This window comes from Arcicella sp. GW822-FHT02H01 (genome assembly GCF_058802005.1).
Map to the genome: position 1 here is coordinate 4851897 of NZ_JBXANT010000001.1, position 15324 is coordinate 4867220.

Consider the following 15324-nt stretch of genomic DNA (forward strand, 5'->3'; position numbering starts at 1 on the left):
ATTGCCAATCTCTTCTCTAAATTGAATTCAATTTTACTATTTTAAATCAAACGATTCTGATGTCAAAAAGATATATTATTCAAAATAAAAACTTAGGAACATCGCCCGGAACGCTTACCTATGTGGGGCAAGAAGTGAGTTTTGAAACTAAAATATGGTGGACTAGCTATAACTTCGATAAGTATGAAATTAGCGAAGTCCCTGATTTGGGTAATTTTAATGTCGAGCTTGCCGATGATAAAACTTATTGGATGAACGTAGATGGTATTCATGAACCAGCCGTAATAGCGAACATTGGCGATATGTTTAATTTACACCCGTTGGTATTAGAAGATATTTTGAATACCCACCAAAAGCCCAAGTTTGAATATTATAATGACGACCAGCTTTTTGTCACCTTAAAGATGATTGAGTATAACCCCTTTACCCGCGAAGCCGAAATAGAGCATTTGAGTTTTGTAATGGGTGATGGCTATCTAATATCCTTTCAAGAAGAACGCTCCCGAGATATTTTTGAACCTATTCTTACCAGAATCAAGGCATCTGCGGGTAAAACCCGTAAAAATGGGGCTGATTATTTAATGTATTCTTTGATAGACTTAGTCGTCGATAATTACTTTACCGTGCTTGATAAATTCTCTGAAAACATGGAACAGTTAGAGGAAGATATTATCAAAAATCCTAATCCAAAAGCATTGAATGAACTCTATAGCATGAAGCGAGAACTTACGATAATGAGGAAAACTATCTTTCCCCTTCGTGAAATGTTGGCAAGTCTTATCAGAGAAGAAGCTCCGTTAATCACCGCGAATACTAGCCTGTATTTAAGAGATGTATTAGACCATGTAATGCAGGTAATTGAAACAGTCGACTCATACCGAGATTTGGGGGCGTCATTGATGGATTTATACCTTTCGCAGGTAAGTAATAAGATGAATAACGTTATGAAAGTGCTAACGGTGATTTCTGTGATATTTATGCCCCTCACTTTTGTAGCGGGGATATATGGGATGAATTTCGACAATATGCCCGAATTGCATTGGCAATATGGGTATTATGTGGTGTGGATTGTGATGGTAATATTGGTAATTGTGATGTTAATATGGTTTAAACGGAAAAACTGGCTCTAAACATAAAAATATTTTTTTTGCAATTATAGGGCTAATTTTAAACCTGTTTTTATGAAATAAAGTACCTATTCGATTGATTTATATATTTTTTGAATGCCTTCTTTATTAAAATAGCAGTTTTTGAAAAATTAAGGTAAAAAAGGAAACCTTTGCCAGAAAAAATACAATAAAAAAACTTTAAAATTCAATAAAATATTTTTTTCAGAGAAGTCCGTTTAAAAAATAAGTACTTCAAGCTTTAAAAATGGACTTTTTGGAAAAACAGCTTTCAAAAAGTAAATCGTTAAATAAAAAAAATAAAAATTCACAAAAAGTAGCCTTTCACAAATCTTCTGAGTAGAATCCTCTATAAGGGTAACAGCTTGGTTTTTAATGAGTTTTGTATGAAATTTGTATAGGAATAATAAGATTTATATTTCTATCGGTCAACGAATCATTAAATTTTTGTGAATATGGAAAGTGCATTTAATTCAATTTTACTTATATCAGGCCCACACGGCACTTATGAAGGAGTACCACCGTTAGTAATGGCTGGATTTATAATCGTAGCTGGGGCATTAATATTTTTAGGTATTTATTTAAGCAGAAAACGTCGCGAATGGCTTCAACATTCAGTATTGACAAACGGTCAAGTTGTAGAAGTAAGCAAACGTTATGAACGCAGTGATAAATTAGGTCAAAGCCCAATTTTCTTCCCTGTCGTATCATTTATCGTAAACGGAAGACAATTCAAAATTGAAGCCGACAAAGGAATGTCTATGCTTAGTCAAGTTGGACAAACGATGCAGGTAAGATATAATCCAGAGAATCCTTATGATTCAGCTTTAGGAGAAAGAAGTATCCCAGGCTTGAATCCATCAGTTTTCTTAATTTTAGGAATCGTTTTATTATGTACTAGCGCATTATTGATGTTTTAAGGTTAGTCAGCTTAAAATGAGTCATTTCAAAATTTCTCATAAATCATAAGTTTTAAACGATTTCAGAAATATTTGAATTTATACTCGTCCTTACTTTTTGTCTTGATACAAAAAGTAACAAAAAAATCAAGAATTCCTAAACTCGCTTCGCTCAAACAGTAGGAATTCGGAGAACATCAATCATAAAAAAGCGGTCTAAAACTTAATTTAGACCGCTTTTTTTTATGATTTTAAAATTTGCTATAACTCATGCTTATAATTGAGAGATAGCGAATTCCTACTGTTTGAGCGGAGCGAGTTTAGGAATTCTTGATTTTCTTTTGTTACTTTTCTTTTATCAAGAAAAGAAAAGTAAGGACTAGACGATAATACATACAAAACCTAAAAACTCGTTATTCTAAAATATAAATTCTGATTGTTTACTTTTTGCAATTATTTGCAAAAATAAATATCACAATATCTCAACATTTTTATCCCTAAAACCCGATAATAAATTATCAGTAGGCGATAAACTCGTGATTAAATAGTCTAATGCCGTAAAATCGCATACCTTATAATTCTCTTCTCTGTTGATTTTCTCCTCTATCACACAAGTAACGATTTTCCTTGAAATACTCATCATTTTTTGTTTTAATAAAGACTCTTCATAGTGGCGAATAGCTAATCCCAACTCTGGATTGATACTGTTCGTACCCATAAAATATAAATCAGCATGGATATGCTCTAAATCCTGAACCGTCTTTGAGCCAAGGGTTATTTGATATCGTTTGTAAAAAGAACCACCTAATAGAATTATTTCCACCCTTGGATGCTCCGCTAAGGCCGTAGCTAAATGAGGATTGTTCGTTACAATGGTAAGTTCCATGTTTTTAGGGAGTTGTTCGGCTATATAAAAATTGGTTGTTCCTCCATCCATCAAAATGATTTTATGGTTTTCAATCAATTTCATTGCTTTCTTAGCAATCGTTACAAATTCTGTATTGACAATCCCCAGCCCTTTACTTGCCTTGATAGATAAGTATGAATTAGCGATAGCACCACCATGTACTTTTTTCAGAAGCCCTCTGTCTTCGAGTTCAATAATGTCACGACGAACGCTGTCGTAAGATACATTTAGTATTTGTCCTAAATCAACTAAAGTTACTTTTTTGTCTGTACTTAGCTTATCTAAAATTATTTGTTGACGTTCTTCTTTTAACATAATACCTAATTAGGAGGATAAATATTTTAATATTGAAATTGTTTGCAATTATTTGCAAATATACTTGCATTTATACGAAAAGTTTGCATAAATTTGTATTGCAAACATTAGCCATTTTTTAAAAGAATACTATAACCATTTTTATATCAAACAATAAAGCAGTCAATCGAAAGCATTATACTCAAAATTGGTTTTGATTGAATTATGTTTTAAAAGGTTGAAAGTTAAAAGTGCAAGAATTATTTCTTGCACTTTTTTATTGCCTTATAATTGATAAAAAACACGCTTTACTCTTTCGCTTACGCTCGTCAATACTTCGTAAGGAATTGTATCTATCTTCTGAGATAATTCGGTAATAGTCAACGCTTTATTAAAAATAATCACTTCGTCTCCTTCTTGAACATTTGGTACATCAGTGATATCCACCATCGTCATATCCATGCACACATTGCCAACTACCTTGCATCTATATCCATGAATCAGTACTTCACCCACGCCTCGGCCATACCCTCTATCAAAACCATCAGCGTATCCAATCGCTATGGTAGCAATTTTTGTATCTCGTTTCAATTCGCCTTTTCTGCCATAACCGACAGTCTCTGAAGACTTTACCAGCTTAATTTGTGAAATTACCGTTTTTAAAGTACCCACAGTCTGCAAATTTACTTGGTCTTCGGGTTTGGCGGCTACACCATACAGCCCAATACCAAGTCTTACCATATCCAGACGAGCCTCAGGAAAACGGGCAATGCCAGCAGAATTAGCTAAATGGCGTGAAGGAATATACCCCAAGGCTTCCGAGATTTGGTTCGCCATTTGGGTAAACGTTTTGACTTGCTGTCTTGTAAAATCATCAAAATCAACATCATCCGCCGCTGCTAAATGGCTAAAAATGGTTGAAACCCATAAATTGGGGTTCGATTGCAAACTTTTCAGTAATTCCGGCAAAGCCTCTTTCTCAAAGCCCAACCGATGCATCCCTGTATCAATTTTAAGGTGAATTTTCGAGCTGAGATTACGGCTATCAATGTATTCAGAAAACTCATGGAGGATTCTTAAACTATATATTTCAGGCTCAAGCGAATAAGCCACCAATTGCTCAAAATCATTAGGAGAGGGGTTCATCACCATAATTGGTAAATAAATGCCGTTTTGTCTGAGCGAAACTCCTTCATCAGTATAGGCAACGGCTAGGTAATCAACGCCATGGAATTGAAGCAAATTGGCTACCTCTGTGCTACCAGAGCCATAGGCAAATGCTTTCACCATTACCATCATTTTAATCTGTTGCCCCACTTTGTCACGATAGTAATTCAAATTATTGGTTATGGCATCCAGATTGATTTCAAGGATAGTTCCATGCGTTTTTTGAACAAGTCTATTTACTATTTGCTCAAAGCCATATTTCCTTGCCCCCTTGATAAGAATAGTAGCATTATGCAATGATTTGATGGCTTGACTTTCCAGAAAATCCTTCGTGTTTTTGTAAAACTGGATAGTTGTACTTGTTTGAGCCGAACTAGCTATAAAATGATTTTTATTGCGGGAAATTACATCACCGATACCAATAAACTCTGCTAAGTGCCTTTCTTTGACTAAATGGGCTATCTGTTTATATAGTTCTTTTTCGGGGATACCAGTCTCTAATAAATCACTTAGGATAAGTACTTTTTTCTGTTTTTGTTTTTGTTGGCTCAAGAAATTCAATGCGATTGTCAAGCCTGCTAAATCATTGTTATAGGTGTCATCTATCAAATAATTAGCATTGGTTCCTTGTTTCATTTCTAAGCGCATCGAAACAGGACGAAGGATTTGTAACCTTGCCTGTATTTCAGAGGTGCTATACCCCAAATGCCAAAGCGTAAGGATGCAATGAATCGCATTTTCGATAGAGGCTTCGTCGGTAAAAGGAATATCAAGCGTTGTGCTGAATCTTTCTGAGTTAGGCGAAATAGCAGTTAAGTCTAAAAAGACTTTCGTATTTTCATTGTATATTTCCCAAGAAACACGCGCGCCCGTATTGGCCATGCGTGACCAATTGATGATTGTGCAATCGGGGTTTTCAACCATGAAATCCGTTTTGATGATTTCATCAATCGCTACATAATCGGCACAATAGATTAAAGTAGATGCATGCTTGAAAAGCTTGATTTTTTCTTTAATCTTCTGTGAATTACTGCTGAAAAACTCGTTGTGGGCAGTGCCTATATTCGTGAAAATACCAATGGACGGTTTCACTACTTTCTCTAGCTTTTCCATTTCCTCCACCTTGGAAATACCCACCTCGAAGATACCTAAATTATGACTTTCATTGATTTGCCATACCGAAAGCGGAACGCCAATTTGTGAATTATAACTTTTGGGACTTTTTACAATTTTAAAACGGTTACTCAACAATTGGGCTAACCATTCTTTCACGATGGTTTTGCCATTGCTACCCGTGATGCCGATAACGGGTAAATTAAACTGCTCGCGGTGGCGTTGAGCTACCTCTTGCATGGCAGTGATGCTATCTTCCACTTGCCATATTTTGGCATCTGTAAATTTCTTTAATTCACGTACAATAGCAGGATTGAGGGCATCGGTTTCTACCACAAATTCGCGTACGCCTTTTCGGTATAAATCATCTAAAAACAGATGTCCGTCGTGATGTAAACCTTTAATCGCAAAGAAGATAGACCGCTGTGGTGATGACAACTGGCGACTATCATTCAAAAGATATTGTGCTGTAGTGTTGATGGGTAATGCTTTAAATTCCACGATTGTTATATTATAATTGTCTCAAAGATAAATACAAAAAGGCGATACAAAAATTGTATCGCCTTCAAAATAATGCAAATTTTTATTAGTTATTGCAATGCAGCAACACCTGGTAATACTTTACCTTCCATGTATTCTAACAATGCACCACCGCCTGTTGAAACATAAGAAACTCTGTCACCATAACCAGCGTTGTTTACTGCTGAAGCAGAGTCACCACCACCGATTAATGAGAAAGCTCCGTTTTCTTCTGTCGCTTTCACTACTGAATCTGCGATAGCGTTTGTTCCAGCCGCAAAATTAGGGAATTCAAATACGCCCATTGGGCCATTCCATAATACTGTTTTTGATGCTTCAATTACTTTCTTGAAAATTTCTGCCGTTTCTGGACCGATGTCCAATCCTTGCCAACCGTCTGGAATAGCACCCGAAGCTACTACTTGGCGTTCAGCATCGTTAGAGAACTTATCAGCACACAAGTTATCTACAGGCATATATACGTTAACGCCTTTTTCTTTTGCTTTAATCAAAATTTCTTTGGCTAACTCTACTTTATCTGGTTCAGAAATTGAATTTCCGATTTTACCACCTTCAGCCAGCACGAAAGTGTATGTCATACCGCCACCGATAATCAAATTATCAACTTTATCTAAAAGACGCTCGATAATCAATATTTTATCAGAAACCTTAGAACCACCCATAATGGCTGTAAACGGACTCTCAGCACTTTCTAATACTCTTTGAGCATTCTCAATTTCAGCTTGCATTACATAACCACAAATTCTGTCTTCAAAAAACTGACCGATTACTGCTGTTGAAGCATGGGCACGGTGTGCTGTTCCGAAAGCATCATTTACCCAAACATCACCTAGCTTAGATAATTTCTCAGCAAATTCAACATTTCCTTTTTCTTCTTCTTTGTAAAAACGAAGGTTTTCTAACAATAAAATTTCTCCGCTTTGTAAACTAGCAGCCAAGTCAATAGCAGATTGACCGATACAATCATCTGCAAATTTCACTGGGCGACCAAATACTACTGAAAGAGGGGTTACAAGGTGTTTTAATGAGTATTTATCTGTAGGGCCATCTTTCGGGCGACCTAAGTGAGACATCAAAATCACCGAACCACCATCATTCAAAATTTTAGTGATTGTAGGAATTGTAGCTTTGATACGAGTATCATCAGTAATCTCAAAACGCTCGTTTAAAGGCACGTTAAAATCTACTCGGACTAAGGCACGTTTGCCAGCAAAATTGTAAGAATCGACAGTTTTCATGGATAATTAAATTATGTATTTTTTATTAATGGCAAAATAATATTTTGATAATATTGAGTATTTCAAAATATTTCTCTCTTTTATCAAGAAAGTAGACCTTTTGGTTGTTTAGGTAAAATTCGGATTAAAAGTATTACTAACAAAACCGAATTCAAAAAACAAATATACATTTTTCATCATCATTCACGAAAAAAGTAAATAATTTGAGTATTTTTTCTTAGATAATCATTGAATGGTTATATTTAATATTGCTATGTCAATATTCACTTCCAGCACCACCTCCGCCACTGCTTCCACCGCCAAATTTGAAAGGCTTATCGTGTGTATTTATTTTACTATTTACTACTTCAGCCAATAGGAGCGTATCTAAATTAAAGCCCTCTAGGTTGTTATCAGGCGCATAAGTGAAGCCATATTTAGGTTCCTTCAAATAGTTGATGGCTACAAATGCTCCGCCAATCATCAAGCCTCCACAAATTAACAAAGCAATCTCAGTAGGAATTACGCCAAAATAATGTCGATAAGTAAAAAAAGAAAAAGCCATCGTAAGCAAGCCTAACATTAGGAAGGTACGATCACGTTTTTTGAGGCCTATATACACATACGCGAATGGAATAACTGTAGTAAAGAAATAGAAAAGCGGAGCAAGACCTATTTGTGGCGCTACACTTGTAAAGACTTTATTAATCATGGCGTTACCCTCGCGAACGATAAAATAATTTACACTGAGATAGAACGAAGCAATAGATAAGGTTTTTAAAATATCCAATGACGTTTCGTAATAAAGGTAATCTTTCCGCTGACTAAGTTTTATGACCAATCGATTCATGCCCAAGGAGAAAAACATCATCACAAAAGGCAAAATTGTTTTGCCAACAGTAAATTCAAGGCAAAAATCAACTAGCATGATGATGAGCAAAAAATAAATCCCACAAGCTACCAAGGCATCGGCATAGCGGATATAAGCGATAACAAAGAAGGGTAAAAAGAAAAAACATTCTAACCAAGCAGGTAAATGAGAGGACTCTAACAGATAATAGATGAAAGTACAAAAAGCGCCAATGGAAAAATAGATTAAGGCATTATCGATACCTGATTGAAAAACTTGCTTTTCTTTTATCAAATATTCTAATAAAATGACCGCAGCAATGGCAAATATAATGGACAAAATAGTAGTGCTAGCAATAGGACTTTGTGTGAACGCGTTTTCAAAAATTAAGTAAAGCAACGAAATGCTAAATATACAAGCCAACGCCGTAAAAAGGAATAAGGCTATTTTGATAAAAACATTCGGTTGATAATAATCAAGGACAAACTGCTTTTTGACGTCAGCATTTTGCTGTTCGGTCAACAAGCCTTTTTCAAACCAGTTTTGGGCTTTAGCTTGAAGGTAAGCGTGTTCTATCCATTGTTGTTGGTATGCTTTCATAGATGTTTAATTGGAGGTTTTAAGGATTTTCTTGAGATTGAACAACAGAAATATTACTCCTATGCCAGAGGCAATAAAGTAATAAGCCGCAAACCAGTTATTGACAGTTATCAAATCAAAAATGATATTTGTGATGGCTATATAGCCAAAAATAACCCCCGTCAACAAGAAAACATAAGATTGTTTGATTTTAGCATATAGGAACAATACTACGCTGATGGCTATGACGGTAAAAAAGTAGGTGTATTGAAGGTTTTCCTTAAAAATACCTACTGTGCCTGCTACCAAGGACAAATTGCTCCCAAACAGAATGTACGTAAATGAAAAATGCCTTTTCAAGAGTTTGTATTCAGAAAGAAAGCCAATCGCCATATAAGAAAGCCCCAAGCAAATGGAAGTAAAGATAAAATAAGGGGCAGTGAAATCATTATTAGTGAGGATAGACACAGGAGAAATAGAAACGCCTACCCACGAAGCAAAGGCAGTAATAGCCATTGAAAGCACTCCTCGATGGTCGAAAAAATAGGCAGTAAAGAAAAAAACTACCGCAGGAATAAACGTAATCAATCCGTATTTTTCTCCGAACAGGTCATATTGATATTGCAAGTATCCTTCTAAGGTAAGGAAGCTCAGACAGCCCAATAGCAACGTGAAGTCGGCAAAGAGGTTATTCTGCTCGACTAGTTGCCAAGTAAATGGTTGCCTCTTCCAAAACGAAAAACCAAAACCTGCTACTACTAGCACGCTAATAAAAACGACAATAGCAGTATGCCCAATAGAATCGAGATTTTGATAGATAACAATGCCCAAACCGCTACTTAATAAAAATATACCTGCGTATAATATTAGCTTTAGTTCATAGTGCAGGGAAAAGGGTTTTTTATCTTCAAAGTCAATTATATGTTGCCCTGTTTGTGCAGATATAATAGCTTTCTCTTGAAATATTTCAAGGACTTTTTGGTTTGTCATACCTAAATAGGATTATTTATCTTTGTAAATTACGAAAAAAATATTTGATGGCTCCCGAACGAATAGAACTTCCTCCAAAATATTACTTAGAATACTTTCAATATTTATTGACTTTTGTCCAGAAAAAGTATCAACATATTCTGAACGAAAGTGAACAACAATTCTTGTCTCAATTTGATGCATTAACAGAAGACGAGCAATGTTTGTACATACGCTTTGTGAACAGAACAGGTTCTTTTTTCAGGGTTGAAAAGCTGAAATATGCTGAAATTGAAAATATTCCAGCGGTATTGAACAGTTTAATTATTAAAAATTTTGTAGAACCACTCGGAATAAATCATCTTCAATATGCATACGAAGTATTAGACATTTTTAATAAAACCGAGCTGATTTTTTTAGCCAAGATGCTCAACCTACCTACCAAGGGCAAATCATCTTTGAAAAAAGAAGAAGTGCTTGATTGGCTTTTAGAGGTTGGAGATTGGGAAGAAATGCTGTTTTTATTAGATGAAAAAGATTTCTCAAAAATTCATGCCATCGAGCATTCTGTCGTGAAAGTATGTTTTGAAGAGGAGGTACAACTATTAAAGTTTCTTTTCTTTGGAACGCGTCATGGCGATATGTCAGAGTTCGTAACCCGCGATTTGGGCTATCAGAATTATGAGAAGTATGACGAAGATAAAATGGTTGCTTATTTTCAGACCCGACAAGAGGTGGAAGATAAACTAAAAGTGAGCTTGGCGAGGGAAGATTTTTATGTGATGCAAGAAACCAAAGTAGATTACCTTGAAATTTATAATTGGTTTATGGATTGGGCTGAAACACATGGAAAGGAACTGTCGGAAATAGCCATTCCTACCTTTGAACGCTTTACGTTGAAAGTAGGGGCTTACCTAGAGAAAATCAAAGCCTTGGACGAAGCCCTAATCGTTTTCCGCTTGACGGAGCAGTCGCCTTCCAGAGAAAGGCAAGTACGGATTTTAGACAAGCTTAAAAACAAAGAAGAAGCCAAAGCCCTTTGCGAGGTAATTTTAGCAGAACCCCAGAACGCAGACGAACACTTTTTTGCAGAAGATTATTTGAATCGTTTGGAGGCACAGTTGCAAAAAAAGAAATCAAAGAAAGCCATTACGCAACATTTGCATGGGTCAGAATCAATCATGATTGATTTAGTATGGAAACGACAGGTGGAGATGGGCGTGATAGATTATTACGAAAGGCAATATAAAAAGGCGACTTTTACCGAAAACCATCTTTGGAGGAGCCTCTTTGGATTATTATTTTGGGACATTATTTTTGATACCGAAACCTTGTCTATCCATCATCCCTTACAGCGTTCACCGTCTGATTTGTTCAAGCCTACTTTTTTTGAAAAGAGGAAAGAGAAGATAGAAGAGCGCCTTCAGATGTTGGAAGATATAGATGCTACGGCGATTTATATTTACAATATTTTCTTTGAAAAATATGGCATCACTAATCCGTTGGTAGATTGGTATGGAGGACTTTTTCCGTTGATTCAGACCGTTTTAGAAAAGCTATCTTCTGAACAAGTTAGTGCTATTATGCTAGAAATGGCGAGAAACTTAAGAGAAAATATTCGGGGATTTCCAGACTTATTCATGTGGGACGATGGCGAATATTGTTTTATAGAAGTGAAGTCGCCAACCGATAGTTTGTCTAATCAACAACTGTATTGGCAACGCTTTTTTGAGAAAATAAATGTACGGTCAAAAGTGCTGAGAGTAGCGTGGGAAAAGCCTAATTTGGATGAGTTTTTGTAGATTTCAAAGGTTTTTTTACCCGATTAAAAGCCGAATTTTGCACTTTTCTAATATAATTACCCTGTAACTATATAGTAGCATTCAATAACTTTGATTATTCAAAGAATGTGTATTTAACATTTGGATAATTGAAATTTAATGTCGAAATTCATTTAAGAAAAAGCTCAAGATAAGTTATAAACCCTGTCTTAGTCGGTAGGGTTTTTTTGACTAAAACGGAGAGTTCTTTGTTTTGACTTTAATGTTTCTTATTTCCATTTGTGTTGAATTATATTTTTTGTTTGATTGCAATAAAATAGATGTGTAGCGTAAGTGAAATTTGAATGAGAAACATTAAGGTAAAACAGAGAACTGCTCCAATGAGCAAAAAAGCTTTGATTGAGGGCTTTCTTTTTAAAATTTGTTTAACTTAAACACCGAGTGCGTATGAAATTACAAGTGCATTCAATTCACTTCGATGCTGACATCAAGCTATTGGAGTTCATCCAGTCAAAACTAAACAAACTGGATACCTTTTATGACCGAATTACTGGAGGTGAAGTATTTCTAAAAGTGGATAAAGGAGATACAAAAAAGGTCAGAAGTAAAATGTTGGAAGTTAAAATTAATTTACCCGGCGGGACGCTTTTTGTAAAAGAACAGGGTAAGACATTTGAAGAAGCAATGGACATCGCCATTGAAGCACTCAAAATCCAACTTAAAAGATTTAAAGAACGAATACAAGATAAAGCTAATCCGACAAGAAACGTTTTAATGTCGATGGCAATGGAAAGTTAATATTTTAGTAAGTGCAATTTAGTAAGTGTAATTTGCTTTAAGGGGAGCTTCGCAAGAAGTTCCCTTTTTTATTTTCTAAAAATAGAGTATAAATACAGGAAATGTTGCTTGTGATGTATTAGATAATATTAAAAAAAATGGTTATATAGTATCAAAAAAAAAGGCATCGATTGATGCCTTTTTTTTTGATAGATAATATATCTAAATTATGCCAAGCCAAATTTAGCTTTTACAGCATCTACGTAGTCTAATTTCTCCCAAGTGAAAAGCTCAACTTCTTTCTCAAAAACAACGCCATCTGGCCCTTTGAAAGACTTCTTCACGATTTCGTTGGTACGTCCCATGTGGCCATACGCAGCCGTTTCTGAATAGATAGGGTTACGCAATTTCAAACGTTGTTCGATAGCATAAGGACGCATATCGAAGATTTCTTCAACTTGACGAGCGATTTCTCCATCTGTTAAGTCTACCTTGCTAGTACCATAAGTATTGACAAAAAGACCACAAGGCTGAGCCACCCCGATAGCATAAGAAACTTGTACCAACACTTCGTCAGCCAAACCAGCAGCCACTAAGTTTTTAGCGACGTGACGCGTAGCATAAGCCGCCGAACGGTCAACTTTTGAAGGATCTTTACCAGAGAATGCACCACCACCGTGCGCACCTTTGCCACCATAAGTATCAACAATGATTTTACGGCCTGTCAAACCTGTATCTCCGTGAGGTCCACCGATTACAAATTTTCCAGTAGGGTTGATGTGGTAAGTAATATCGCCGTCAAATAAACCCTGTAATTCAGGCTTACATTTATCTTTTACTCTTGGAATAACAATATTGATAACATCAGCCTTGATTTTGGCTAACATTGTTTCGTCATCCGAGAATTCATCATGTTGTGTTGAAACAACAATGGTATCAATTCTTTGAGGAACGTTATCGTCAGAATATTCAATAGTTACTTGTGATTTTGCATCTGGACGAAGGTAGTTAATCAATTCAGGTTCGCTGTTACGAATCGCTGACATTTCCTTCAAGATTTGGTGAGCCAAATCTAACGCCAAAGGCATATAGTTGTCGGTTTCTTTGGTTGCATAACCAAACATCATTCCTTGGTCACCAGCACCTTGTGCATTTGCTTTCGATTCAAAATCATCAGCCGTTACTCTATCAACACCTTGGTTGATATCAGCAGATTGATCATGGATAGCAGAGATGATACCACAAGAATTTGCCTCGAACATATATTCAGATTTTGTATATCCGATTTTACGAATTACATCACGGGCAATGGTTTGAACATCTAAATAAGTATTAGTTTTTACTTCTCCTGCTAACACTACTAAACCTGTGGTTACAAGGGTCTCGCACGCTACTTTTGAAGAAGGATCAAACGCCATGAAATTATCAATGAGGGCGTCTGAGATTTGGTCAGCAATTTTATCTGGGTGTCCTTCCGATACCGACTCAGAGGTGAAAAGATATGCCATTATGAATATTTTATAATTTGTGAATCAATCAAAGCACAAATTTATCACTAATATTTTTATTTGACAATTTGGCTTATTGAATGCTGTATTTATAGATAAATTATCTTTAAATAAGTCTATATTTAAGGATATTGACTATAAAAACGAATGTTACCATAAAATATTAGGACTAATACTACTATAATTTAATAGAGTTTTGCCAGTACAACACTTTTTGCACCCATGATAAATGGCAAAGTAGGCATACTTTGCATCAAGCCAATGTCTTGCCAGATAGTACTATCTTCATCCAGAAACTTTAATACATCTGCTGGACGATTATATTGAAATAACTTAGTGAATATCATATCAGCAGGCATTCTTTTATGCAGCATCACATTGAGGAGGATACTATCCAACAACGCCTTCCAGCGATTTGTATTGAAATTACCATGAAATATTATCGACTGATTTTCAGTATGGGCTACGGCTAAATCCGAGACTAATTTTTGTAAAAATCGTTGACTACGCTGAAAACTATAGCCCGTTGAGGCTTTAACATACCCACCAGCCGTACCAATCCTGATAACTTTTGGAGACGGAGAAATTACCTGTGGCTCGTCAGACATGGGAATAACGCCCGACTCTATTTCAGTGATTCGATAATCATCAATCTTCAAAACCTCTTGAATATATTGTTTTAAGGTATTGTTATAGGAAGCCTCGTCGAGGAGGTTGTCTGAAAAAACCGTAAATTCAATCAATGCTTTAGTAGCGGAATGAGGCAAAACATATACGAATCTACATTCATTTTCCTGTGGTATTCTGAAATCAAAAAGCGTAGGTTTTTCGGGTTCAAAGCTTGGTTGAGTAGTTTCAATGATCCAACCCTTAAAATGTTGGAGCATATTATGGTAATTGGGATTATTGAAGCTAGACACTGTGACGCTATCAAACACAAAGCCATTGGCTATGAATGTACCTTTGTTGGTCACCACCTCTGCTGAGGTAGTAGTTCCACTAATCCTTTCAATATCAGCCTGCAAAAAACTAATGTTAGGGTTTTGTTTGAGGAGTGGAATAATATATTGATAAAAATCTTCACCCCGAAGCATTTTGTAGGTGTATTCTTCAATATCCATAAATCTAGCAAATTGTTCCTTTCCATAGAACCAAAAGCCATTCCATTTTCTATAGATAATATCCTCAAAGGGGCTAGCATCTTTCTCCCAAAAACACCAAGTATGGTCATTAGCCTGTTTTACATCACGGTCGATAATAAGGATAGATTCATTTTTCAATAAGCTTTTATTCAAGTAAAAAGCCAAAGAAAGCCCAGCCATACCACCACCAGCAATGATATATTGATAAGTATTTGGAAGATGTTGATTCATTATTCAGTAGAAGAAGTATCAATTTAATGATATTAACTTGAAAATTGGGATGTTGTTTTGGGATTTTTGTAGTTATGAGCTTTGAGCTTTCAGCTGTGAGATTTTTTATTACTCATTTTCTGCCTTCGTTGGAGTTTTTCTCCAACGAATTTTGTGTCAGCAATATTTAATAATAATATTGTAAAAATAATTGGCAAATTGCTGACGCATGACTTGTTGGTGA

Annotated in this window: 11 protein-coding genes; 4 read left to right on the forward strand and 7 right to left on the reverse strand. The window is 35.7% G+C overall.

The annotated features are described in order from the left end of the window. The first annotated feature begins 59 nt into the window (after positions 1–59). On the forward strand, positions 60–1130 hold the full coding sequence (gene corA, locus AC1RNE_RS20260) for a magnesium/cobalt transporter CorA (RefSeq protein WP_492803512.1): 1071 nt from the start codon (positions 60–62) through the stop codon (positions 1128–1130). Between the two features lie 452 nt (positions 1131–1582). After that, positions 1583–2047: a DUF3592 domain-containing protein gene (locus tag AC1RNE_RS20265; RefSeq protein ID WP_492803514.1), complete on the forward strand. Its 465-nt coding sequence runs from the start codon at positions 1583–1585 to the stop codon at positions 2045–2047. Between the two features lie 451 nt (positions 2048–2498). On the opposite strand, the gene AC1RNE_RS20270 is transcribed toward AC1RNE_RS20265, so the two are convergent. The 5 genes from AC1RNE_RS20270 to AC1RNE_RS20290 all read right to left on the reverse strand — a co-directional run bounded on the left by AC1RNE_RS20270 (position 2499) and on the right by AC1RNE_RS20290 (position 9683). Further along, a complete protein-coding gene (locus tag AC1RNE_RS20270) occupies positions 2499–3248 on the reverse strand; it encodes a DeoR/GlpR family DNA-binding transcription regulator (protein WP_492803516.1) in 750 nt (249 codons plus the stop codon). 264 nt (positions 3249–3512) lie between these two features. Next, the gene (locus tag AC1RNE_RS20275) at positions 3513–6008 is read right to left on the reverse strand and encodes a bifunctional UDP-N-acetylmuramoyl-tripeptide:D-alanyl-D-alanine ligase/alanine racemase (RefSeq protein ID WP_492803518.1); all 2496 of its coding nucleotides are present in this window, start codon (positions 6006–6008) and stop codon (positions 3513–3515) included. 89 nt (positions 6009–6097) lie between these two features. After that, positions 6098–7285 (reverse strand): phosphoglycerate kinase, encoded by a 1188-nt coding sequence (locus AC1RNE_RS20280; RefSeq protein ID WP_492803520.1) that lies wholly within the window; start codon positions 7283–7285, stop codon positions 6098–6100. Between the two features lie 256 nt (positions 7286–7541). Then, entirely contained in the window at positions 7542–8714 is a 1173-nt protein-coding gene (locus AC1RNE_RS20285; protein WP_492803522.1) for a hypothetical protein, read from the reverse strand. A gap of 6 nt (positions 8715–8720) precedes the next feature. Beyond that, positions 8721–9683 carry a DUF2157 domain-containing protein gene (locus AC1RNE_RS20290; protein ID WP_492803523.1) on the reverse strand — a complete coding sequence of 321 codons (963 nt, stop codon included), beginning with the start codon at positions 9681–9683 and terminating at the stop codon, positions 8721–8723. A gap of 47 nt (positions 9684–9730) precedes the next feature. Here AC1RNE_RS20290 and AC1RNE_RS20295 point away from each other — a divergent pair, with 47 nt between their 5' ends. Together AC1RNE_RS20295 and hpf are read left to right on the forward strand one after the other, a co-directional pair. After that, positions 9731–11464: a VRR-NUC domain-containing protein gene (locus AC1RNE_RS20295; protein WP_492803525.1), complete on the forward strand. Its 1734-nt coding sequence runs from the start codon at positions 9731–9733 to the stop codon at positions 11462–11464. A 426-nt stretch (positions 11465–11890) separates the two neighbouring features. Then, positions 11891–12241 (forward strand): ribosome hibernation-promoting factor, HPF/YfiA family, encoded by a 351-nt coding sequence (hpf, locus tag AC1RNE_RS20300; RefSeq protein ID WP_309919573.1) that lies wholly within the window; start codon positions 11891–11893, stop codon positions 12239–12241. Positions 12242–12447: 206 nt separating this feature from the next. Here the strand turns inward: hpf and metK are convergent, their stop codons facing one another. Together metK and AC1RNE_RS20310 are read right to left on the reverse strand one after the other, a co-directional pair. Further along, complete coding sequence (gene metK / locus AC1RNE_RS20305; RefSeq protein WP_492803527.1) at positions 12448–13728, reverse strand: methionine adenosyltransferase; 1281 nt, start codon at positions 13726–13728, stop codon at positions 12448–12450. Positions 13729–13913: 185 nt separating this feature from the next. Then, positions 13914–15101, reverse strand: a complete 1188-nt coding sequence (locus AC1RNE_RS20310) for a lycopene cyclase family protein (protein WP_492803529.1) — start codon at positions 15099–15101, stop codon at positions 13914–13916. Between the last annotated feature and the right edge of the window lie 223 nt (positions 15102–15324).

What these genes read in the sequence shown, in the direction of transcription:
- AC1RNE_RS20290 (WP_492803523.1), bottom strand. Translation starts at nt 9,683, where the DNA reads ATGACAAACCAAAAAGTCCTTGAAATATTTCAAGAGAAAGCTATTATA.
- hpf (WP_309919573.1), top strand. Translation starts at nt 11,891, where the DNA reads ATGAAATTACAAGTGCATTCAATTCACTTCGATGCTGACATCAAGCTA.
- AC1RNE_RS20280 (WP_492803520.1), bottom strand. Translation starts at nt 7,285, where the DNA reads ATGAAAACTGTCGATTCTTACAATTTTGCTGGCAAACGTGCCTTAGTC.
- AC1RNE_RS20285 (WP_492803522.1), bottom strand. Translation starts at nt 8,714, where the DNA reads ATGAAAGCATACCAACAACAATGGATAGAACACGCTTACCTTCAAGCT.
- AC1RNE_RS20295 (WP_492803525.1), top strand. Translation starts at nt 9,731, where the DNA reads ATGGCTCCCGAACGAATAGAACTTCCTCCAAAATATTACTTAGAATAC.
- corA (WP_492803512.1), top strand. Translation starts at nt 60, where the DNA reads ATGTCAAAAAGATATATTATTCAAAATAAAAACTTAGGAACATCGCCC.
- AC1RNE_RS20270 (WP_492803516.1), bottom strand. Translation starts at nt 3,248, where the DNA reads ATGTTAAAAGAAGAACGTCAACAAATAATTTTAGATAAGCTAAGTACA.
- AC1RNE_RS20265 (WP_492803514.1), top strand. Translation starts at nt 1,583, where the DNA reads ATGGAAAGTGCATTTAATTCAATTTTACTTATATCAGGCCCACACGGC.
- metK (WP_492803527.1), bottom strand. Translation starts at nt 13,728, where the DNA reads ATGGCATATCTTTTCACCTCTGAGTCGGTATCGGAAGGACACCCAGAT.
- AC1RNE_RS20310 (WP_492803529.1), bottom strand. Translation starts at nt 15,101, where the DNA reads ATGAATCAACATCTTCCAAATACTTATCAATATATCATTGCTGGTGGT.